Here is a 20,600-nt window from a genome sequence, read left to right as displayed (position 1 = left end):
TTGCGCGCTTGTCATCGAAATGTGATCGACCGGCGGGCGATTGTCATCGCCCGCTCAAGCCGGCGTGCCTGTCGCCGGGCGAGGTTGCGGGTCGGGGAGTTGGCCGGGGGGCGGTGTCGCCGCGGAGCCGTCCCCGGCCACCTTCCTTCGAGACCGTCACATGCGACCCAATCGTCCACTGCAACGCCGCGTCCTCACCCTTGCGCTGATGTCGGCGCTCACCATGCCCGCGCTTTCGACCAGCGCGATCGCCGGCACCAACTGCCAGCTCGTCGACCAGGCCACCGGGCTTCCGCTGACCGTCGACAGCAGCGCGCCGGGCGCCGATGCGCTGGCGTGCGGTCCGCGCGCCAAGGCGAACGGCAAGGGCTCGGTCGCCGAAGGCGTCGAGACCACCGCGACCGGCGACAACACCACGGCGATCGGGTCGTGGATCGACCTCGACGCCGACGGCGCCGTCGATGCCAACGAAATCACGTGGGCCAACGGCGCGAACGCGACCGCCATCGGCGCGGCCGCGCAGGCATTGGGCACGGGCACCGTGGCAGTGGGCGTGCGCGCGGTGGCGACCGGCAACAACAGCGTCGCGATCGGCAACGCATCGCAGACCCAGTCGCTGAACACGACGACGACCAAGACCACCGTGCAGGGCACGCCGAACACGGTGACCACGACGTCGACGACGACCAACGGCCCGGCCAGCAATGCCAACGGCATCGCGATCGGCAACGCATCGCGCGCCAACGGCAACAACAACATCGCGCTGGGCAACGGCGCGACCACCGAGAACGTCATCAACGGCATCACCGCGACGACCACCGCCGGCGTCACGACGATGGTGCAGACGACGATGGCGACGCCGTCGTCGAACGCGGTCGCGATCGGCACCGGCGCGCGTGCGAACGGCAACGGCACGATCGTGATCGGCCAGGGCGCACGCGCCGAGGCGAAGGTCGGCACGCTCGTCACCGGCTTCGGCGACGTGAGCCCGTTCTATGCCGCGGGCCTGGCGACGAACTCCACGGTCATCGGCACGGGCGCTGCGTCGCAGGGCACGAGCAACGTCGTGATCGGCGCGGGTGCGTCCACGCAGGGCGACGTGATCCTGCCGAACGTCAGCGACGCCGGCGTTCCGATCAAGGATCCGGTCACCGGCTTCACGACCTACCTGCCGACGTACAAGGACCAGAACAGCACGGTCATCGGCTCGTCCGCCGCGACGGTGCGCGGTTGGGGTACCGCGATCGGTTTCGGCGCGATCGCTTACGGCAACCAGTCGATGGCGCTCGGCACGTACACGTATGCGGTCGGCAAGGGCTCGAGTGCGGTCGGCGGTTATCTCGACTACGGCCTGGCATTCGGCGCGACGCCGCGTCCGAATCCGAGCTTCTCCGGCGCGTACGGTCGTTCGACCGCGCTCGGCATCGGCGCGCAGGTGTTCGGCGCGGCAGGCTATGCGTGGGGCAACTACGACACGGCCGTCGGTCCTGCCGCCGCCACGAGCGACTTCGACAGCCGCCTCGGCGGCACCGGCCAGTTCAATTCGCTCGATCCGACCGTGATCAACGGTTCGGCCGCGCTCGGCTTCGTCGCCGATGCGCACGGCCACCAGAGCGTCGCGATCGGCTATCGCACCGAAGCGCACGACGCATTCGCGATCGCCAACGGCGCCGACAGCGTGGCGTGGGGTATCGACAGCGTCGCGCTGGGCCACGGCGCCATCGCGGCATGGCACGAAGACATCGCGATCGGCACGAACGCGCAGGTGCTCGGCGGCTTCGGCACGACGAACATCGCAATCGGCGTGGACGCGCTCGTCGACAACCTCGCCGACGGCGACACCAGCAACGCGATCGCCTTCGGTAGCGGCGCTCAGGCGATGTCCGACAACGCCGTCGCGTTCGGCGCCGGTGCATCGGCGACCGGCCTCAATGCGATCGCGAGCGGCAACGCCAGCATCGCCTCCGGCGAATCGGCCGCGGCCTACGGCGACAACGCGCAGGCGCTCGGCCAGTACGCCGCCGCGCTCGGCGCCTATGCCTACGCGGAAGGCGATTACTCGATGGCGTCGGGCACCAACGCCTTCGCGCTCGGCATGAATTCGTCGGCGCTCGGCTACAACAGCATCGCGATGGAAGACGACAGCGTCGCGCTCGGCGCGAACTCGGTCGCCGACCGCGCGAACACCGTGTCGATCGGTGCCGCGGGCAGCGAACGCCAGCTCACCAACGTGGCCGCGGGCACGCAGGACACCGATGCGGTGAATTTCGGGCAGCTCAACTCGGCGCTCGTCGAGATCGGCGCGAACAGCGCGGCGCAGCTCGGCGGGATCGCGGCGGCGTTCGGCGGCGGCGCGATGATGGGATCCGACGGCCTGTTCGCGATGCCGACGTACGACATCCAGGGCGGCGCGTACTCCGATGTCGGCAGCGCGTTCGGCGCGGTCGACAGCGCGCTGGGTTCGCTCAACGCCTACGTCAGCACGCTGGACACCGCGATCACGACGCTGGGTTCGCGCATCACGACGCTCGAAACCACGCCGGGTGGCGGCATGCCGATGGGCATGGGCGACGGCCTCGCCATCGGCAACGGCAGCAACGCAACCGACACGACCGACACCGCGATCGGCACGAATGCGAACGTGACCGCCGACAGCGGCACCGCGATCGGGCAGGGTGCGACGGTCACCGCGCAGGGCGGCGTCGCGATCGGCGCAGGCTCGGTCGCCGACCAGGCGAACACCGTGTCCGTCGGTTCGGCAGGCCACGAACGTCGCGTCACCAACGTCGCCACCGGCACCGCCACGACCGATGCCGCGAACGTCGGCCAGGTGCAGGCGGGCGATGCGGCGACGCTCGCCAGTGCGAACACGTACACCGACACGCGCGCGACCGCGACGCTCAACAGCGCCAACGCCTACACCGATGCGCGCATGCAGGCGTTCGGCGACCAGATCACCGCCTTCAGCGACGACTTCAACCTGCGCCTCGGCAAGCAGGAAGAACGCATCGACCAGCAGGGCGCGATGGGCGCGGCGATGTTGAACATGGCGATCAACGCCGCGAACAGCCGCAGCGAGAACGGCCGCATCGGCGTCGGCGCGGGCTGGCAGAACGGCGAAAGCGCGCTCTCGGTCGGCTACTCGAAGCAGATCGGCGATCGCGCCTCCATCAGCATCGGCGGCGCGTTCAGCGGCAGCGATTCCAGCGCCGGCGTCGGCTTCGGCATCGACCTCTAACCGAACACTTTTCCAGGAACCACACAGATGATCCTTCGCAATTCCCTGTTGTGCCTCGTGCTCGCCGGCGCATGCGCCCCGGCGTTCGCGGGCGCCAAGATCGACTTCTCCGCCATCAACGACGCCACCACGTCCAAGGCGCCGCGTTTCATCGTCAAGTACCGCGCAGGCAGCCCGGAACGCCTGCAGCCCGCCGCGCGCCAGAAGTCGCTCGACGCGGCCACCGCACGTGCACAACCGCAGATCGCGATGAAGGCCGATGCGTCCGGCAAGAAAGCCGGCCTGCGCGTGAGCACGATGCGCGCGACCGCGGGCGGCAACATGCACATCGTGCGTGCGTCGCAGCGACTGACGAAGCTCGAGGCCGAAGCGCTGATGCGTTCGCTCGCCGCCGGCGCCAACGTCGAATACGTCGCGGTCGATGGCCGCGTGCATGCCGATGCGCTGCCGAACGACCCGGTGCTCGCCACGCACCAGATGTGGCATTACGGCACCGGCACTGGCGGCGCGCGCGTGACGTCCGCGTGGGACCTCGGCGCGAAGGGCGCGGGCGTCGTCGTCGCGGTCGTCGACACCGGCGCGACGCACCACCCCGATCTCGAAGCGAACCTGCTCCCCGGTTACGACATGATCACGGACAAGGACGTGTCGGGTCGCGCGACCGACCTCCAGGAAGCGGGCGGCTGGGATCTCGGCGACTGGACGACCGCCGGCCAGTGCGGCGCCGGTTCCGGCGCGCGCAACAGCTCCTGGCACGGCACGCACGTGTCGGGCACGATCGCCGAAGTCACCAACAACGGTGTCGGCGGCGCGGGCGTCGCACCGGATGCGCGCATCGTGCCGGTGCGCGTGCTCGGCCATTGCGGCGGTTACACCTCCGACGTCGCCGACGGCATCATCTGGGCCGCCGGCGGCACGGTGCCCGGCGTGCCGGTGAATCCGAATCCGGCCGAAGTGATCAACCTCAGCCTCGGCGGCAATGAAACCTGCCCGCAGGTCACGCAGGACGCGGTCAACATCGCGATCTCTCTGGGCGCCACCGTCGTCGTCGCCGCGGGCAACGACAACACGGATGCGTCGATGCATTCGCCGGCGAGCTGCGCGAACGTCGTGACCGTCGGTGCGTCGGGCTACAGCGGCCAGCGTGCGTCGTATTCGAACTACGGCACGAAGGTCGATCTCGCGGCGCCCGGCGGCGCGGGCGTCGAAGGTTCGCCGAACGGTCACATCTGGTCCACGCTCAACAACGGCACGACCGTACCGAACGCCTTCATCTACGCCGGTTACACCGGCACGTCGATGGCGACGCCGCACGTCGCGGGCATCGTCGCGCTGATGCAGAGCATGGCGCCGAAGCCGCTGACGCCCGCGCAGGTCGAAGGCCTGCTGGTGTCGTCGGCGCGTCCGTTCCCGGTGAAGCCCGATCGCGCGATCGGCGCGGGCATCGTCGATGCGACCGCCGCCGTGCAGCGTGCGCAGACGTTCGGCCAGCCGGTGACCGGTCGTCCGATGACCAGCGGCGTCGCGCAATCGGTGCCGCCGCTCGCTGCGGGCCAGAGCGTGATCTACCAGATCGACGTGCCGGCCAACGCCACGCGCCTGGAGTTCCTGACGTACAACGGTCGCGGCACCGCGCGCCTCTATGCGCAGTACGAATCCGAGCCGATGCCCGCGTCGAACATCGGCGCCTCCGCACGCCCGGGCACGAACCAGACGATCGTGCTCAACACGCCGGCCGCGGGGCGTTACTACCTGAAGATCACCGCGGCCGCCGACCTCGCCGGCGTTTCGGTGCGCGCCACCGTTCGCTGATCCATCGCTGCAACACGCAGGCCGGGCGTTCGCGCCCGGCCTGTTTTCCGGAGACGTGTCATTCCTGTTTCGTTCCATCGCCTCGCCGCGTCGTGCCTGCCGGTGCTCCTGGCCGCGTGCAATGCGTCGAGCGGCGCGCCCGACCACGGCGCCACGCAACCCGATGTTCGACCGCAAGCCACGGCGTGCCACCAGGCGATGGGAAGTCCGCTCGGTCCGCGGCGCATCGTCGACATCGATGCGCGCAATGCGCACGCACCCATCCGCATCAACGTCGGCGATGTGCTGCGCGTCGTCCTGCCGGCCAGCCCCGCGACGGGGCATGCGTGGTCGCTCGACGAACGCGTGCCCGCGTTTCTCTGCGTCGAATCCGATCCCGGCAATCGCGCAATGAGTCCGTCGGGCGCCGCCGATACCTGGACATTCCGCGCGCACGACACCGGCCGCGGCTTGCTGCAATTCAGCTTCAGCCGCCATGGCCTGACGGACGCGACGGACGCCCGCGCCACCACGTTCGACGTTCGCGTCGAGTGACCCGATCCCCGCTACGGCGCGCCTGCCGGTTGGTTTAGCATGGTGGGCTCATGCGCCAGCCACGCTATCAATTCGGCGAGTTCGAACTGGATGCCGCGTCGCGCGCATTGACGCGCGGTGGCGACCGCGTCGCGTTGCCGCCGAAGTCGTTCGAATGCATCGCGTATCTGATCGCGCATCGTGAGCGCGCCGTCGGCCGCGACGAATTGATCGCGGCGGTGTGGGGGCGCGTGGAGGTCAGCGACACGGTCGTCGCGCAGACGATGTTGCGCGCGCGCAAGGCGCTCGACGATACGGGCGAACGGCAGGCGTTCGTGCGCACGGTGCCGAGGTTCGGATATCAGTGGATCGCGCCGGTGAAGGAAGTGGTCGCCGTCGTTGCGCCCGAGCCAGTCGCTCCGCCGATGCCGACGCCGACGTCGACGTCGACGTCCATGGACATCCGCGCATCGCGTACATGGCGTCGCTTTGCGGTCCCGCTCATCGCGTTGCTCGTCGTCGCGGGCGCGTGGGGCGCATGGTCGTACTTCCGCAACGAGGCGACGCAGGACGCCGCGCAGGCGAGCGACCTCGTGCTCGTGCTCCCGGTCGCCGTCGCGCCCAACGATGCGGAAGATGCGTGGGTGCGGCTGGGTGCGATGGATTACGTCGCGAGTCGCCTGCGTCGCAGCGGGTTGAAGGTCGTTCCCAGCGAACAGACGCTGCACCTGAGCGCGCTGGCCAAGCCCGGCACCACCGACGACAGCACTGCATGGAAGGCGCTGCGTGCGAACAGCGGCGCACGTTGGGTCGTGTCGCCCGAGGCGCGGCACGACGCGCGCGGATGGCGCGTGCGCCTGAATGTCCACGATGGCGCCGCGCGCGTCGTCGAAGCCGCCGGCAGCACGCCGCTCGCCGCCGCTGCCGCGGCGACCGACGCCTGGCTGCGTCGCATCGGCCGCACCAGCGGCGACGAGGGCACGCCGAGCGCGCTGACCGAACGCGTGCAACGGATCGACGCGGAGTTGTTCGTGGGCCAGCTCGCGAGTGCGCGCCGCCTGATCGATTCGACGCCCGCGTCGCAGCGCAACGAGCCGCGCCTGCGCCTGCGCGAGGGTCAGCTGGAATTCCGCGCAGGGCGCGTCGACGAAGCATCCCGCATCTTCGCGTCGATCCTGCAGGCGGGCGAGTCGGTGGATCGCGTGGTGCGCGCCGAAGCGTTGATGGGAAGCGGCGCGGTCGAGATTCGTCGCGGGGAGTTCGCGAAGGCGGAATCCTTGTACGCGCAGGCGCTCGCGTTGCTGGAGCAGGGCGGCGCGGACGATCCGGTGCTGATCGGCAACGCGTACAACGGGCGCGGCGTCGCGCGCGTGCAACAGGACAAGATGGACGACGCGGTGCACGACATGGGCATGGCGCGCATCGCGATGCAGCGTTCGGGCAACCTCGTCGAAGCGGCAACGGTCGGCGTCAACCTCGGCCGCATCGAAACGCAACGCGGGCACCTGCCGCAGGCCTTGCAGGAATTCGACGGCGCGATCGCCACGTTCCGCAAGTTCGACGTGCGCGATTACCTCGCCGCCGCGTGGCTCGCGAAGGCCGAAGCGCAGATGGTGCAGGTGCAGCCCGCGCACGCCGCTGCCTCCATGGCGGAAGCCGCGACGCTGGCGAAGTCGATCGAGGACCCTTACCTCGCGTCCGCGATCGCGAACATGCGCGCGCGCACGGCGTTGGCCACCGGCCGCCTGCGTGATGCGGGCACTGCCATCGACGACGTCGCGCGCAATGGCGAAGGCCTCGACGCAATCGTGCAGGAACTCCGCCTGCGCCTCGCGCTCGCACGCGGTGCGAACGCGGAAGCCGGCGCGCTTGCGAAGCGGACGCCGCCGTCCGGCGCCGAGGTGCCAGGCTCGCTGGCGTTGGCCGCCGTGCAGGCGGCGCTGCGCAATCGCGATCTCGACACCGCGCGTGGCTGGGTCGCACGAGCACCGGCCGAAGGGCAGGGCGACGTATCGTGGGACGTGGCGCGCGCGTTGCTGGCGTCCGGCGAAGGCGACGCCGCACGCGCGATCCGCATCGCCCGCGAAGCCGCGGTGCGCATGGAGCGCACCGGTTCGCCCGATGGCCGCGTGCTCGCGGGCCTGCTGCACGCGAAGCTGTTGCTCGCCGGCGGCCAGCGCGACGAAGCGGCCGCGATCCTCGGCGACCTCGATGGATTCGCTGGCGCCGACTATCGCGTCGCGTGGACGACGCTGACGCTGTACCGCGCGCTCGGCGAAAGCGCGATGGTGTCGACCGCGCAAACGCGCGTGCAGGCGTTGCGCGGCGAGCGCGACGCGGCGATCGAACCGGCACTGTAACCAGGCGCCAGACGCAGCTACGCGGATTCCTGCGTCGATTCGATCAGCGTATCGCGCAGCAACACGATCTCCTTCTGCAACCGCGCGAACTCCTTCGCGGTCAGGCCGGTGGAGTGCTTCAGGTCGAAGCCCAGTGCCTTCTCGCGCAGGCGCTTGCCGCTCTTCGTCAGCGTCACGCGCACCTGGCGTTCGTTGTTCGGGTCGCGCGCGCGTTCCACGAGTCCCATCGCTTCGAGCTTCTTGAGGATGGGCGTGAGCGTGTTCGACTCGAGGAAGAGCTTCGCGCCGATGCCGCCGACGGTCTGGTCGCCTTCTTCCGAGAGGGCGACGAGCGTGACGTACTGCGTATAGGTCAGGCCGAGCTCATCGAGCATCGGACGGTAGACCTTGGAGAAGGCGAGGTTGGCCGAGTAGACCGCGAAGCAGAGGAACTCGGACAGCTTCGGGGCGGTGGGGGTTGCCATGGGGCGGCTCCGGGGGTGTGTCGCGTCGCCGGATAATACATCGCATGCGATGCAAGCGCGAACGATGTCGCTGATACATAGGGGTCAATCCGTCGACGCGTGATGTTCGTGAGGCATGCGCGACCTCACTTGACGCCCTTGGGACACATGGGCACGATGCGCGCCTCGCATACGAACCCATCGCATGCGATATATCCGCGACGCCACGAGGCGGGCGGATTGCCCCCAGCAGACCCAAAGGTATCCCCATGACCATCATGCGCGAAAACGTCCTCTTCTCCGGCAAGACCCACACCACGCCGACCCGCCGCGAAGGCGCCAACCCCAACAACCATGGCGTCGACCTGCACGTGGCGGCGCCGGGCGCCGAGGCGATCGTGTTCGAAGACGCCGCGCCGCACCCGACCGCCGAGCAGCTGTTCGCCGGCGCGTGGTCGGCTTGCTACATCACCGCGATCGGCCTGGTCGCGATGCAGAAGAAGGTGAAGCTGCCCGCCGACATGGCCGTCGACATCCAGGTCGACCTGTTGCAGGCCGGCGCCGACTACTTCCTGCGTGCGCGCTTCGACGTCGCGCTGCCGGGCCTGGACCAGGCGACGGCGGAAGCGATCGCGCACGAGGCCGATCTCATCTGCCCGTACTCGAAGGCGACGCGCAACAACATCGACGTCGTGTTGAACGTGCACACCTCGTAACGCAGCAATAACGCGGCCGGTTCGATGCGTCGAACCGGCCGCGTGATGTTGTGCGGCAAGCGGGCATTCGCCGATTGCGCAAGGCAATCGTGCGGCGTAAGAAGAGTGAACGACAGACACCTTCGGTGAGCGGCGGTCACGCAACCCCACATCCCGGCGAACGCGTTCGCCAACTGTCGGTGAACACCACAAGCAGGGGTCAACACATGCGGAGCCGCGCTCCACGTGCGGCGTGCGGCTGCGCGTTTTCGAGGAGGCCACCATGGCCAAACCCACACCACAAGTCCCGCGATCCACGCCTTCGAAGATGCCGGCGGACATGCTCGGCGACTCCGGGGCCGTGAATCTGTTGTCGGAGAAGACCAGCGACTCCACCGCGCTGCGTCCCTTCGAATACCACGCGAAGGACGAAGAGCTCGCCGATCTCAAGCGGCGCATCGAAGCGACGCGCTGGCCCGATGGCGAAACCGTCAACGATTCCACGCAGGGCGTGCAACTGGCGACGATCAAGAAGCTCGCCAACCAGTGGGCGACGAAGTACGACTGGCGAAAGATCGAGATGATGATCAACGCCTACCCGAACTACCTGACGAAGATCGACGGCCTCGACTTCCACTTCATGCACATCCGCTCCAGCCACGAGAACGCGCTGCCGCTCATCGTGTGCCACGGCTGGCCCGGCTCGGTGATCGAGCAGATGAAGATCATCGGGCCGCTCACCGATCCCACCGCGCATGGCGGCAAGGCCGAAGATGCGTTCCACCTCGTGATCCCGTCGATGCCCGGTTACGGGTTCTCCGAACGGCCGTCGACGCCCGGTTGGGGTCCCGAACGCATCGCCGACGCCTACATCGCGCTGATGGAACGCCTCGGCTATACGAAGTACGGCGCCACCGGCGGCGATTGGGGTTCCGTCGTCGTCGACCTGATGGCTTTGAAAGAGCCGCCGGGCCTGGTCGGCATCCACACCAACATGGCCGGCGTCGTGCCACCCGAAATCGACGTTGCGTTGTTCAAGCGCGAACCGATTCCCGCAGGCCTTTCGCCCGAGGAACGCCAGGCGGCCGAGGAACTCGCCGAAACGTACAAGCACATCGGCTACGCGCTGACGATGGCCGACCGCCCGCAGACCACCACCGGCATGACCGATTCACCGATCGGCCTTGCGGCGTGGATGCTGGATCACGACCCGAAGAGCTACGACATGATCGCGCGCTCGATCGACGGCAAGCCCGAAGGCCTGACGCCGGACGACGTGCTCGACAACATCACGCTGTTCTGGCTCACCAACACCCACCTCTCCGCGGCACGCCTGTACTGGGAGAACAAGCTGTCGTACTTCGCGGTCAAGGGCGTGAAGATCCCCGTGGCCGTCAGCACCTTCCCCGACGAGCTGTACACCGCCCCGAAGAGCTGGTCGCAGAAGGCCTACCCGAAGCTCGTGCATTGGAACCGCCTGCCGAAGGGCGGCCACTTCGCGGCCTGGGAGCAACCGGAGCTGTTCACGAAGGAAGTCCGCGCGGGGTTCCGCGCCATGCTGCACTAAGCAAGAACAGGGGTCAGAGCACCTTTTCCGGCGGAAAAGGTACTCTGACCCCGATGCTCCGGACCGGCGCGACAACGTGGATGTGCATGGCGACGCTGCTGGCGGCGTCGTTCGCCACGCCCGCGTGCGCGGATGAAATCGCGACTGCGAAGCGCAAGGACGGCACCACGATCCGCCTCACCGACGAAATGCTGCCTGCGTGCAACCAGGAAAGCCTGCACGGCGCGGCGCGCATCGAGCGCGGCAAGACCGTGCAGCAGGCGTGCTGGGGATTCGACTGGAAGAAGCGCGTGTTCTCGGTGATCCCGCTTGCCCCGCGTTCGATGACGCAGGGCATGGTCAAGGGCGTGATGCGCCTGCTCGACGGCGAGCGCGCCGCCGCGTGGCGCGAGATGCGCCCGCAACAAGCGCTCGACGAAGCCCACGCGCTGCGCATGCGCGCCGATGAGTTTGCGTGGAAGGCGAAGCCGCCGGGCTGATCGCGCTCCGATCGCTGCAATCACGAAGGCATGACGTCGCGGCCATTAAAGCTGCGCGCGGATGATCAACGGAGGAAGCGTCATGCCGCGTGGCGACAAATCGTCTTACTCGTCGAAGCAGAAGCGCCAGGCAGAACACATCGAGGAGTCGGAGAAGAAGGAGGGGCGTTCGACCGCCGCCGCCGAACGCATCGCGTGGGCGACGGTCAACAAGCAGGACGGCGGGGCGAAGGGCAGGAAGGCGACGAAGAAGTCGACGAAGAAGGCCGCGAAGAAGTCGACGAAGAAGGCTGCAAAAAAGTCGACGAAGAAAGCTGCGAAGAAGTCGACGGCGAGGAAGTCGCCGGCGAAGAAGAGCGCACGGAAGTCGACGGCGAGGAAGTCGACGGCGAGGAAATCGACGGCGAGGAAATCGACTGGCAGGAAGTCCGCCGCGAAGAAGACCGGGCGGAAATCGGCGGCAAGGAAGACGACGCGCAGGTCGCCGGCGAAGAAGGCAACGCGCAAGTCGACGGCCCGCAAATCGACCGCCCGGAAGTCCACCGCTCGCAAGTCGACCGGCCGCAAGACGGCCCGAAAGTCTTCCCGCAGGTCCTGACACGCCGCCCGCCCGAAGAAATCCGGGTCGCCGGCCAGTAAAACTACGGTAGTCCCGCGGCCTTGCCGCGGGCATCGTCCGAGCCGACACGAGGCGGAGGCGATGCCATGAAGCGCGCGACGACAGTGATGCTGGGCGCCATGCTGGTGTGCGGTTGCACGGATCGGGGCGCGGATGGAGCGCCGACCGAATCCGCCGCGACATCCGCGACTGCGGCCGGGCCCGCAGCGGCCACGATCGCTGCGACTTCGCCCTCGGCGGCCTCGCCCGCGGCGCAAGCGACGCAACCCGAACCCGGCAGCACCCCCGTCACCGCCGACAACTTCGGCCGCGCCGCCACCGACGTCGCGTTCGGCACCATCGTGCAGCAGGGCGGCTTGGGCAAGTTCCATCACAACCGCGAACTCACGCCGCTCGACAACCAGGTCGTCGTGCGCCAGAACCGCGACACGCTGTATTCCAGCGCAGTGTTCGACCTCGACGCGGGCCCGGTGACGATCACGTTGCCCGATACCGGCGATCGCTTCATGTCGATGCAGGTCTTCGACGAAGACCAGTACACGCACCTGGTCGCCTACAAGCCGGGCAAGTACACGCTCACCAGGCAGGACATCGGCACGCGCTACGCGATGGCTGCGCTGCGCATGCTCGTCGACCCGAATGCGAAGGACGACGTCGGGAAGGTGCACGCGCTGCAGGACGCGGTCGTCGTCGAACAACCCGGCGGCCCGGGCGCGTTCGACGTGCCGAAATGGGACAAGGCGTCGCTCGGCAGGATCACCGATGCGCTGACCGTGCTCGGCGACACGCTGCCCGACAAGAACCGCATGTTCGGCACGAAGGCAGAAGTCGAGCCCGTGCGTCGCCTCATCGGCGTCGGCACCGCGTGGGGCGGCAACCCGGAGAAGGACGCGACGTACCTGAATTTCACGCCGCAACGCAACGACGGCAACACCGTGCATCGCCTCGTGGTGAAGGATGTGCCGGTCGACGGTTTCTGGTCGGTGACCGTGTACGACGCGAAGGGGTTCTTCCAGCAGAACGCGCAGAACGCGTACTCGTTCAACAACATCACCGCGAAGAAGGGCGACGACGGCAGCGTGACCATCCAGTTCGGCGGCTGCGACGGCAACGTGCCCAACTGCCTGCCGATCACGCCGGGATGGAATTACCTGGTGCGCCTGTATCGGCCGCGCGCGGAAGTGTTGTCGGGCGGATGGAAATTCCCGGAGGCCGAGCCCGTCGGGTGATCCGGTCTTGCCGACGGGCGAGGGCATTCACGCGCATTGCGAGCGCCGGAGGTTACAAGTCCGGTCGTCATGGACTTGCAGGCGATGCTCGCGTATTGCGGCTATCTCATCTGGTTGCTGGCCGGCACGGGCGACTTCGCGTGCCATCGGCGCACCGACCTGCCGCGTACCTCCGGCGTCGCGGAGTCGTTCGCGCACCTGTTGCAACTCGCGTTGCTTGGCGGGGCGATCTTCGTCTGGCTCGCCTTCGAGGTCGGGCGCGATGCGTTGCTGATGATGGCGGCATGCGTCGTGGTGCATGCGGTCGTCGGCTACCGGGACACGCGCATCGCATTCGCCAGGCGCCGCGTGGTGTCGCCCATCGAACAGCACCTGCACAGCGTTCTCGACATGGCGCCTTTCATCGCATTCGGATGGATCGCATGGACCGCCTGGCCCGTGCATGGCGAACCGGGATTGACGCTGCGCACACCCGCATTGCCCGCGTGGACCTGGATCGCGATTTTGCTGCCTGCGATCGTCCTCGTGGTTGTCCCGGCGATGATGGAATTCCGGAGCGCCCTGCGGGTGCGCGCGCAGGTCGATCCCGTGCTGGGTGAGCGCTCGCGCGAAGGAGGGCATTGAATCGCCACGCTCACGCCGGATGGTCGTTATCTCATCGTGCGCGGCCGCTTGTGGCGGGCGGCCAATCCCGCGCTGCCTGCGTCCACGCGCGACGCGCTGGTCCAGCAACTCATGCACGCGCGCCGCGACGTCAAGGCGGCGCTTCGCAGCAACGATCCGGTCTCGCTGCGCAAGGCCCGTGACGCCGTGCAGGCGGCCAAGGTCGCGCTGGGCGAGCGCGGTCCCGTGTGGTGGACCGATGGCGCCAGCGATTACAACCGGCACATGGTCAAGAACACGCCATACGCGCAATGGTACGAACTCAAGGTCGATGCATGATCCGCATCGGTTGCGCGGGATGGGCCATTGCGGCGCGGCAGGCCGGATTGTTCGGCGATGGCGCGTCCACGCTGGCCCGATACGCGACGCGGTTTGCCGTCGTGGAAGTGAACTCGACCTTCCATCGCGCGCATCGGCCGGGCACCTTCGTGCGCTGGGCCGGCGCGGTCCCGCGCACGTTTCGCTTCTCGGTCAAGTTGCCGAAGACGATCACGCACGAAGCACGGCTCGTGCGGACAGGTCCGTTGCTCCGTGCGTTCGCAAACGAGATCGCGGGACTGCGGTCGAAGCTCGGCGGCGTGCTCGTGCAATTGCCGCCGTCGCTGGAATTCGATGCGCGCGTGGCCGGTGCCTTCTTCCGCAACCTGCGCACGGTGTTCGAGGTGCCGATCGCTTGCGAACCGCGGCACGGCAGTTGGTTCGGAGCGCGCGCCGATGCGCTGTGGCAACGATTCGACATCGCGCGCGTGGCGGCGGATCCACCCGTGCCCGAAGGCGCGGGCATGCCGGGCGAAGCAGGCCGCTGGCGCTACTTCCGCCTGCACGGGTCGCCGCGGATGTACTACAGCGCCTACGACGACACGCGCCTGGAAGCGTTCGCGCAGGCGCTCGTCGACAGCGACCGCGCACGCCGGCCGGCCTGGTGCATCTTCGACAACACCGCGCACTCGCATGCCGTCGAAGACGCGGCACGATTGCGGGACCTGCTGGGTGCGGGGCGCTGACTCGCGCCCCGTCAGCACCGAATCACGCGCGCATCATCGCGACATCGAATACGGCTGCGCTGCGTTCGCCCCCGGCCACGCCATGTTCGGTTCCGCCTGCATCGTGAAGCGCAACTCGCCGCCGGCCACGATGTCTTCGTGGCGGAGGAACGCGCGATCGAGCGGCGTTCCGTTGAGCGTCGCGCTGCCGATGTAGTGGTGCGCGTCGTCGAGTCCTTCGGCGATCACGGTGAACTGCTTGCCGTTGGGCAGGTTCAACGTTGCGCGCGGCAGGAAGGGGCGGCCGATGATGTACTCGTTGCTGCCCGGCGCGATCGGATAGAACCCGAGCGCGGTGAACACGTACCACGCCGACATCTGGCCGAGGTCGTCGTTGCCCGACAGGCCATCCGGTCGCGGCGAGTATTGGCTCGCCATGATCGGGCCGAGGCGCTGCTGCGTGCGCCAGGGCTGGCCCGCCGCGGAGTACAGGTACGCGACATGGTGGCTCGGTTCGTTGCCGTGCGCGTACCAGCCGATCAGGCCGGTGATGTCTTCCATGTGCTCGAAGGTCTTCGGGTCGACCTTCGCGTCGAACACCGCGTCGAGCTTCGCCAGCAACTTGTCCGCGCCGCCGTGCGCCTGCGCGAGGCCGGCCACGTCGTGCGGCACGTACCACGAGTACTGCCACGCATTGCCTTCGGTGTAATCGGACCCGTACCCGCTGGCGGTCGCGTCGAAGGGCTCGCGGAAACTGCCGTCGCGCTTGCGCGCGCGCATGAACCCCGTCTCCGGATCGAACGCGTTACGCCAGTTCGCTGCGCGCTTCCGGAATGTCGCCGCGACGTCCTTGCGCCCCATCGATTCGGCCACGCGCGCGATGGTCCAGTCGTCGAAGGCGTACTCGAGCGTCTTCGACGCCGCTTCGCCTTCTTCGTCGATCGGCACGTAGCCGAGTTCCATGTATTGCGCGATGCCGTCGTAGGGTCCGTAGCTGGCGCTGGCCACCATCGCGTTCAACGCCGCGTCGGCGTCGTAGTCGCGGATGCCTTTCATGTACGCGTCGGCGATCACCGGCACCGCGTGGTAACCGATCATGCACCACGTCTCCTGGCCATGGAACGCCCAGATCGGCAGGACGCCGTACGGGCTCACGCGTTGCGCGGCGATCAGCGAGCGGATGAAGTCGTTGTTGCGCCGTGCCGGTTGCACGAGCGTGAGCAGCGGATGCAGCGCGCGATAGGTGTCCCACAGCGAGAAGGTCGAATAGTTCGTGAAGCCCTCCGCCTTGTGCACGGCGTTGTCGGGTCCGCGATAACGGCCGTCGCTGTCCATGAACAGGCTTGGGCCCATGAAGGCGTGGTAGAGCGCGGTATAGAAGCTGCGCCGCATCGGCTCGGGTGCATCGACATCGATCGCACCGAGCGCCTCGCTCCATTGCGCCTTCGCATCCGCGCGCACGCGATCGAAATCCCAGTCCTTCATCTCGGCGTCGAGATTGGCGACGGCGCTGTCTTCGCCGACCGGCGAGATCGACACCTTCACCACCAGGGGCTGCCCCGACGCGTCGGCGAAGTCGAGCGCGCCGACCAACTGGCGTCCTTCGATCTGCGCACGCTGGCGCGGGTCGTTGCTGCCCGGCGGCGGGAAACCCTTGTAGGGCACGTCCTGTTCGGTGTCGTGGAATTGATGGCCGCTGACCGGCCGCGAGAAGCGCATCGCGAAGTACAACTGGCGCCCCGGCGCCCAGCCGCGCGTTTCGCGAAAACCGGTGAGCGTGCCATCGGGATGCAACCGCAGCCGCGACCACTGCACCTTGCCCGGATAGTCGTACATGCTCGTGCGCAGATCGACGAGCACGTGCGCGGGCTTGCCCTTCGGGAAGGTGTAGCGATGCACGCCGACACGCGCGCTCGCAGTGAGTTCGGCGCGGATGTCGTAGTCGTCGAGCGTCACCGCATAGTAACCGGGCTGTGCGATTTCGCCGTCGTGCCTGAAGCGCGACGTGTAGCCGCTGCCGGGCTTGTCGACGTCGCCGCGTTCGAGCTTCACTTCGCCCGCGATCGGCATGACGAGCACGTCGCCGAGGTCGGAGTGGCCCGTGCCGGAGAAGTGCGTGTGCGAGAAGCCGACGATGGTGCTGTCGTCATGACGATAGCCCGCCGCCCAACCGTAGCCTTCCTTGCGCGACTTGATCTGCGTGTCCGGGCTGAGCTGGATCATGCCGAACGGCACGACCGCGCCGGGGAAGGTGTGGCCTTCGCCGCCTGTGCCGATGAAGGGGTCGACGGCTGCGTATGCCGCCGCGCCCCGCGTCGCCGATGCCGCCAACGCCCCGCCCGGCATCGCGCTGCAAGCCATTGCGCACCCCGCCAACAACAGGCCGGCCGTTCTCGTCATGTGCATTCCTTCCGGTTTCGGATCACGCCAAAGCGCGCAAACTAGCATTGTTCGCCCGCCTGTGATGCAGTCCGTCAACCCCCCGTGCAGGAACCCGGCATGAGCACACCGTTGGTCGCGTCACGCGCCGCACCGGCCGCGAACACGCGCGTCGCGCTGGTGGCGATGACGGCGATCTTCTTCATGTGGGGCTTCATCACCGAGCTCAACGGCGTGCTGATCCCGCACCTGCAATCGGTGTTCGAACTGACGCACGCGCGCTCGATGTTGCTGGATTCGGCGTTCTTCGGGGCGTACTTCGTGATGGCCGTGCCCGCGGGCAAGGTCGTCGGCAGGCTCGGGTTCAAGATGGGCATCGTGGTCGGGCTGCTCGTCGCCGGCGCGGGCGCGTTGTTGATCCTTCCCGCGGCGCGGATGGGGTCGTTCAACCTGTTCCTGCCGGCGTTGTTCATCCTCGCGACCGGCATCGTGCTGCTGCAGGTCTCGGCGAATCCCTACGTCAGCTTGCTCGGCGCGCCGGAACGCGCCGCGAGCCGGTTGAACTTCGCGCAGGCGGTGAACTCGCTGGGACACACCGTGGGGCCCTACGTCGCGGGCGTGCTGATCTTCAGCGCGACGCTGCTCAGCGCCGAACAACTCGCGGCGCTGCCTGCCGCGGAGCGCGCGTCGACGGTGCAGCCGTTGTACGTCGGCGTCGCGGTTGCGCTGCTCGTGCTCGCGCTGGCGGTGTATCTGTTCCGCATGCCGCCGCTGACCGAAGCCACGGAGCAGGCCGACGCCCGCCGCCACACCTTCGCCGAACTGCTCGCGCTGCCGCACGTGCGCTGGGGCGTGCTCGCAATCTTCTTCTACGTGGGCGTCGAAGTGACCGTCGCGCATTTCATGGTGACGTATGTCTCGCGGCCGGAGATCGGCAACATGTCGAACGAGGCCGCATCGGCGTACCTGTCGTTCTATCACCTCGCCGCGATGATCGGCCGGTTCGTCGGCGCGCTGTTGCTGTTGCGCGCGAACCCGCGTCGCATGCTGCCCGCGGCCGCCGCGATCAACATCGCGCTGCTGCTGGTGACGATGAGCACCGCGGGAAGCGTCGCGACCTGGAGCGTGGTGGCGGTGGGACTGTTCAACTCGATCATGTTCCCGACGATCTTCACCCTGGCGATCGAGCGCCTCGGCCCGATGACGGAGAAGGCGGCGAGCCTGCTGGTCATGGCGATCGTCGGCGGCGCGGTGATTCCGCCGTTGCAGGGGCTGCTGGTCGATGCACTGCAAGCCGGGCAGGGCGAAACCCGTGCGCTGCAGTATGCGTTCGTCGTGTCCGCGCTTTGCTATGCGTACATCGTGTGGTACGGCCTGCGCGGTTCGCGCGTGCGGATGGCCGACCCCGCATGAAGATCGTCTGTTTCGGCGAAGCGCTGATCGATTTCCTTGCGCAGCCCGGCGCCACGCCGGACGCGCCGCGTGCGTTCCTGCAGTACGCAGGCGGTGCGCCGGCCAACGTCGCGGTCGCGGCCGCGCGGCTCGGGGCGCAGACGCAGTTCGTCGGCATGCTCGGTACCGACATGTTCGGCGACTTCCTGCTGGAAAGTTTGCGCGACGCCGGCGTGGACACCTCGCGCATCGTCCGCACCGATGGGGCGAACACCGCGCTGGCGTTCGTGCAACTGGATGCCGATGGCGAGCGCAGTTTCAGTTTCTATCGTCCGCCCGCCGCGGATCTGTTGTTTCGCGACGCGCATTTCCATGAAGCGTCGTTCGCGGACACGGCCGTCTTCCATGTGTGCTCCAACAGCATGACCGAAGCTGCGATCGCGCAGGCGACGCTGCAGGGGATGTCGCGCGCGCGGGCAGCGGGTGCCGTCGTCAGCCTCGATCTCAATTTGCGGCCCGCGTTGTGGCCAGAAGGCGAGGAACCACGGCCGCGTCTTTGGGGCGCGCTGCTGGAAGCGGACCTGGTGAAGCTGGCGCGCAGCGAGCTGGAATATCTCGCCGCGGAGATGCCGGGCGGCGAAGAGGCGGTCGTGCAGCGCATTCTCGACGGACACGCACGCCTCGTGGTCGTCACCGATGGCGCGGCGACGTTGCAGTGGCGCACGCGCGACGCGCGTGGCGAAGTGCCGTCGTTCCGCGTGCGCGCGGTGGATACGACTGCGGCGGGCGATGCGTTCGTTGCCGGTGTGCTGTTCCGCCTCGCGCAACAACGCGTGGATGGCGCGACGTTCCCGGCTTTCGTGTCCGACCCCGCGGTCATCGCCGATGCGCTGCGATTCGGCGCCGCCGTCGGCGCGTTGGCGGTCACGCGCCAGGGCGCATTCGCCGCGATGCCGACCCACGCCGAAGTCATTGCATTGCTCGGTGAACCATCATGACCCCGCTCCCCGATTTCCGCTTGGAAGCCTTCCTGCGCACCCACATCGCGCACACGATGGCCTTCTACCACCCGCGCTGCATCGATCCGGCCGGCGGGTTCTTCCATTACTTCAAGGACGACGGCACGGTATACGACCGCGGCCATCGCCATCTCGTGAGCAGCACGCGCTTCGTCTTCAACTACGCGATGGCCGCGCGCGAGTTCGCCGACGACGTCGTGCTGCGGGCGGAATATCTCGATGCGGTGCGCCACGGGCTCGCGTACCTGCGCGATGTGCATCGCAACCCGTCGACGGGCGGCTACGCGTGGACCCTCCGCGACGGCCGCGTCGAAGACGAGACCTACCACTGCTACGGCGTGGCGTTCGTGCTGCTCGCGTATTCCACTGCGCTGAAGGCCGGCTTCGACGAAGCGCGCGCGTGGATGGACGAGACCTGGCAACTGCTCGAGCAGCGCTACTGGGAGCCGAAGTTCGGCCTGTACCGGGACGAAGCCGACGCGCATTGGCATTTCAGCGGCTATCGCGGCCAGAACGCCAACATGCACATGTGCGAGGCGATGCTCGCGGCGTACGAAGCGAGCGGCGAACGTCGCTATCTCGATCGTGCGCTGATGCTCGCCGACCACATGACGCGGCGCCAGGCCGCGCAGGCCGGCGGCCTCGTGTGGGAACACTACGACGTGGATTGGAACGTCGACTGGACGTACCACCTCGACGATCCCAAACACCTGTTCCGCCCGTGGGGGTTCCAGCCGGGCCACCAGACCGAATGGGCGAAGCTGCTCCTGATCCTCGATCGCCATGTCGACGCCGAGTGGCTGGCGCCGACCGCGCGTCGCCTGTTCGACATCGCGCTCGACCATTCCTGGGACAACGAGTACGGCGGCATGTATTACGGCTTCGCCTTCGAAGGATTGCGCGACGCCGCATCGGGCCGCGCGCGCGTCGAAGGCCCCGCGTGGGTCTGCGACGACGACAAGTATTTCTGGGTGCAGGCCGAATCCATCGCGACGGCGGCGCGCCTCGGAGACTGGGCGTGGTACGACAAGTTATGGGCCTACGCATGGCGGTATTTCGTCGATCACGAACACGGCGCGTGGTATCGCATCCTCGATCGCCGCAACGCAAAGTACGGCGACGAAAAGAGCCCCGCCGGCAAGACCGATTACCACACGATGGGCGCGTGCCATGACGTTTTGCACGTCCTGCGCCATCGTTCCACCTGAG

The 20,600-nt window shown here is 67.9% G+C and carries 17 protein-coding genes; 14 read left to right on the top strand and 3 right to left on the bottom strand.

Annotated features, from left to right (window positions below):
* Nucleotides 1–160 precede the first annotated feature (160 nt).
* The 4 genes from LK996_RS09735 to LK996_RS09720 all read left to right on the top strand — a co-directional run bounded on the left by LK996_RS09735 (nt 161) and on the right by LK996_RS09720 (nt 7,923).
* On the top strand, nt 161–3,238 hold the full coding sequence (locus LK996_RS09735) for a YadA-like family protein (RefSeq protein ID WP_230526987.1): 3,078 nt from the start codon (nt 161–163) through the stop codon (nt 3,236–3,238).
* Between the two features lie 27 nt (nt 3,239–3,265).
* On the top strand, nt 3,266–5,050 hold the full coding sequence (locus LK996_RS09730) for a S8 family peptidase (protein ID WP_230526986.1): 1,785 nt from the start codon (nt 3,266–3,268) through the stop codon (nt 5,048–5,050).
* Between the two features lie 102 nt (nt 5,051–5,152).
* Entirely contained in the window at nt 5,153–5,584 is a 432-nt protein-coding gene (locus LK996_RS09725; protein ID WP_230526985.1) for a protease inhibitor I42 family protein, read from the top strand.
* Nucleotides 5,585–5,634: 50 nt separating this feature from the next.
* Nucleotides 5,635–7,923, top strand: coding sequence for a winged helix-turn-helix domain-containing protein (locus LK996_RS09720; RefSeq protein WP_230526984.1), 2,289 nt, complete (start codon nt 5,635–5,637; stop codon nt 7,921–7,923).
* Nucleotides 7,924–7,940: 17 nt separating this feature from the next.
* Here LK996_RS09720 and LK996_RS09715 read toward each other — a convergent pair whose 3' ends face one another.
* Complete coding sequence (locus tag LK996_RS09715; RefSeq protein ID WP_230526983.1) at nt 7,941–8,387, bottom strand: MarR family winged helix-turn-helix transcriptional regulator; 447 nt, start codon at nt 8,385–8,387, stop codon at nt 7,941–7,943.
* A gap of 248 nt (nt 8,388–8,635) precedes the next feature.
* Between LK996_RS09715 and LK996_RS09710 the strand changes: the two genes are divergently transcribed.
* The 3 genes from LK996_RS09710 to LK996_RS09700 all read left to right on the top strand — a co-directional run bounded on the left by LK996_RS09710 (nt 8,636) and on the right by LK996_RS09700 (nt 11,107).
* Complete coding sequence (locus LK996_RS09710) at nt 8,636–9,082, top strand: Ohr family peroxiredoxin (RefSeq protein WP_230526982.1); 447 nt, start codon at nt 8,636–8,638, stop codon at nt 9,080–9,082.
* Between the two features lie 262 nt (nt 9,083–9,344).
* Entirely contained in the window at nt 9,345–10,628 is a 1,284-nt protein-coding gene (locus LK996_RS09705) for an epoxide hydrolase family protein (protein WP_230526981.1), read from the top strand.
* Nucleotides 10,629–10,714: 86 nt separating this feature from the next.
* On the top strand, nt 10,715–11,107 hold the full coding sequence (locus tag LK996_RS09700) for a hypothetical protein (RefSeq protein WP_230526980.1): 393 nt from the start codon (nt 10,715–10,717) through the stop codon (nt 11,105–11,107).
* 105 nt (nt 11,108–11,212) lie between these two features.
* On the opposite strand, the gene LK996_RS09695 is transcribed toward LK996_RS09700, so the two are convergent.
* The gene (locus LK996_RS09695) at nt 11,213–11,674 is read right to left on the bottom strand and encodes a hypothetical protein (protein ID WP_230526979.1); all 462 of its coding nucleotides are present in this window, start codon (nt 11,672–11,674) and stop codon (nt 11,213–11,215) included.
* A 138-nt stretch (nt 11,675–11,812) separates the two neighbouring features.
* On the opposite strand from LK996_RS09695, the gene LK996_RS09690 reads away from it, so the two are divergent.
* From LK996_RS09690 to LK996_RS09675, 4 genes are all read left to right on the top strand, one after another.
* Nucleotides 11,813–12,955, top strand: coding sequence for a DUF1254 domain-containing protein (locus LK996_RS09690; protein WP_230526978.1), 1,143 nt, complete (start codon nt 11,813–11,815; stop codon nt 12,953–12,955).
* Between the two features lie 69 nt (nt 12,956–13,024).
* A complete protein-coding gene (locus LK996_RS09685; RefSeq protein WP_230526977.1) occupies nt 13,025–13,579 on the top strand; it encodes a hypothetical protein in 555 nt (184 codons plus the stop codon).
* Between the two features lie 36 nt (nt 13,580–13,615).
* Nucleotides 13,616–13,897: a hypothetical protein gene (locus tag LK996_RS09680; protein ID WP_343225874.1), complete on the top strand. Its 282-nt coding sequence runs from the start codon at nt 13,616–13,618 to the stop codon at nt 13,895–13,897.
* Nucleotides 13,894–14,622: a DUF72 domain-containing protein gene (locus tag LK996_RS09675; protein WP_230526976.1), complete on the top strand. Its 729-nt coding sequence runs from the start codon at nt 13,894–13,896 to the stop codon at nt 14,620–14,622. Before LK996_RS09680 ends, LK996_RS09675 begins: the two co-directional genes overlap by 4 nt.
* Nucleotides 14,623–14,655: 33 nt before the next feature.
* Here the strand turns inward: LK996_RS09675 and LK996_RS09670 are convergent, their stop codons facing one another.
* Nucleotides 14,656–16,962: a GH92 family glycosyl hydrolase gene (locus LK996_RS09670; protein WP_425493761.1), complete on the bottom strand. Its 2,307-nt coding sequence runs from the start codon at nt 16,960–16,962 to the stop codon at nt 14,656–14,658.
* Between the two features lie 150 nt (nt 16,963–17,112).
* On the opposite strand from LK996_RS09670, the gene LK996_RS09665 reads away from it, so the two are divergent.
* Genes LK996_RS09665 through LK996_RS09655 form a run of 3 tightly spaced genes read left to right on the top strand, consistent with a single transcriptional unit; the run spans nt 17,113 to nt 20,599 of the window.
* Nucleotides 17,113–18,393 (top strand): sugar MFS transporter, encoded by a 1,281-nt coding sequence (locus LK996_RS09665; protein WP_425493759.1) that lies wholly within the window; start codon nt 17,113–17,115, stop codon nt 18,391–18,393.
* On the top strand, nt 18,390–19,370 hold the full coding sequence (locus LK996_RS09660; RefSeq protein ID WP_230526974.1) for a carbohydrate kinase family protein: 981 nt from the start codon (nt 18,390–18,392) through the stop codon (nt 19,368–19,370). The genes LK996_RS09665 and LK996_RS09660 overlap by 4 nt, the downstream gene beginning before the upstream one ends.
* A complete protein-coding gene (locus LK996_RS09655) occupies nt 19,367–20,599 on the top strand; it encodes an AGE family epimerase/isomerase (protein ID WP_230526973.1) in 1,233 nt (410 codons plus the stop codon). The genes LK996_RS09660 and LK996_RS09655 overlap by 4 nt, the downstream gene beginning before the upstream one ends.
* Nucleotide 20,600 lies beyond the last annotated feature (1 nt).

The sequence above is a fragment of the Noviluteimonas lactosilytica genome (assembly GCF_020866925.1).
Lineage (GTDB): Bacteria > Pseudomonadota > Gammaproteobacteria > Xanthomonadales > Xanthomonadaceae > Noviluteimonas > Noviluteimonas lactosilytica.
This window is presented reverse-complemented; position numbering and strand designations above follow the sequence as displayed.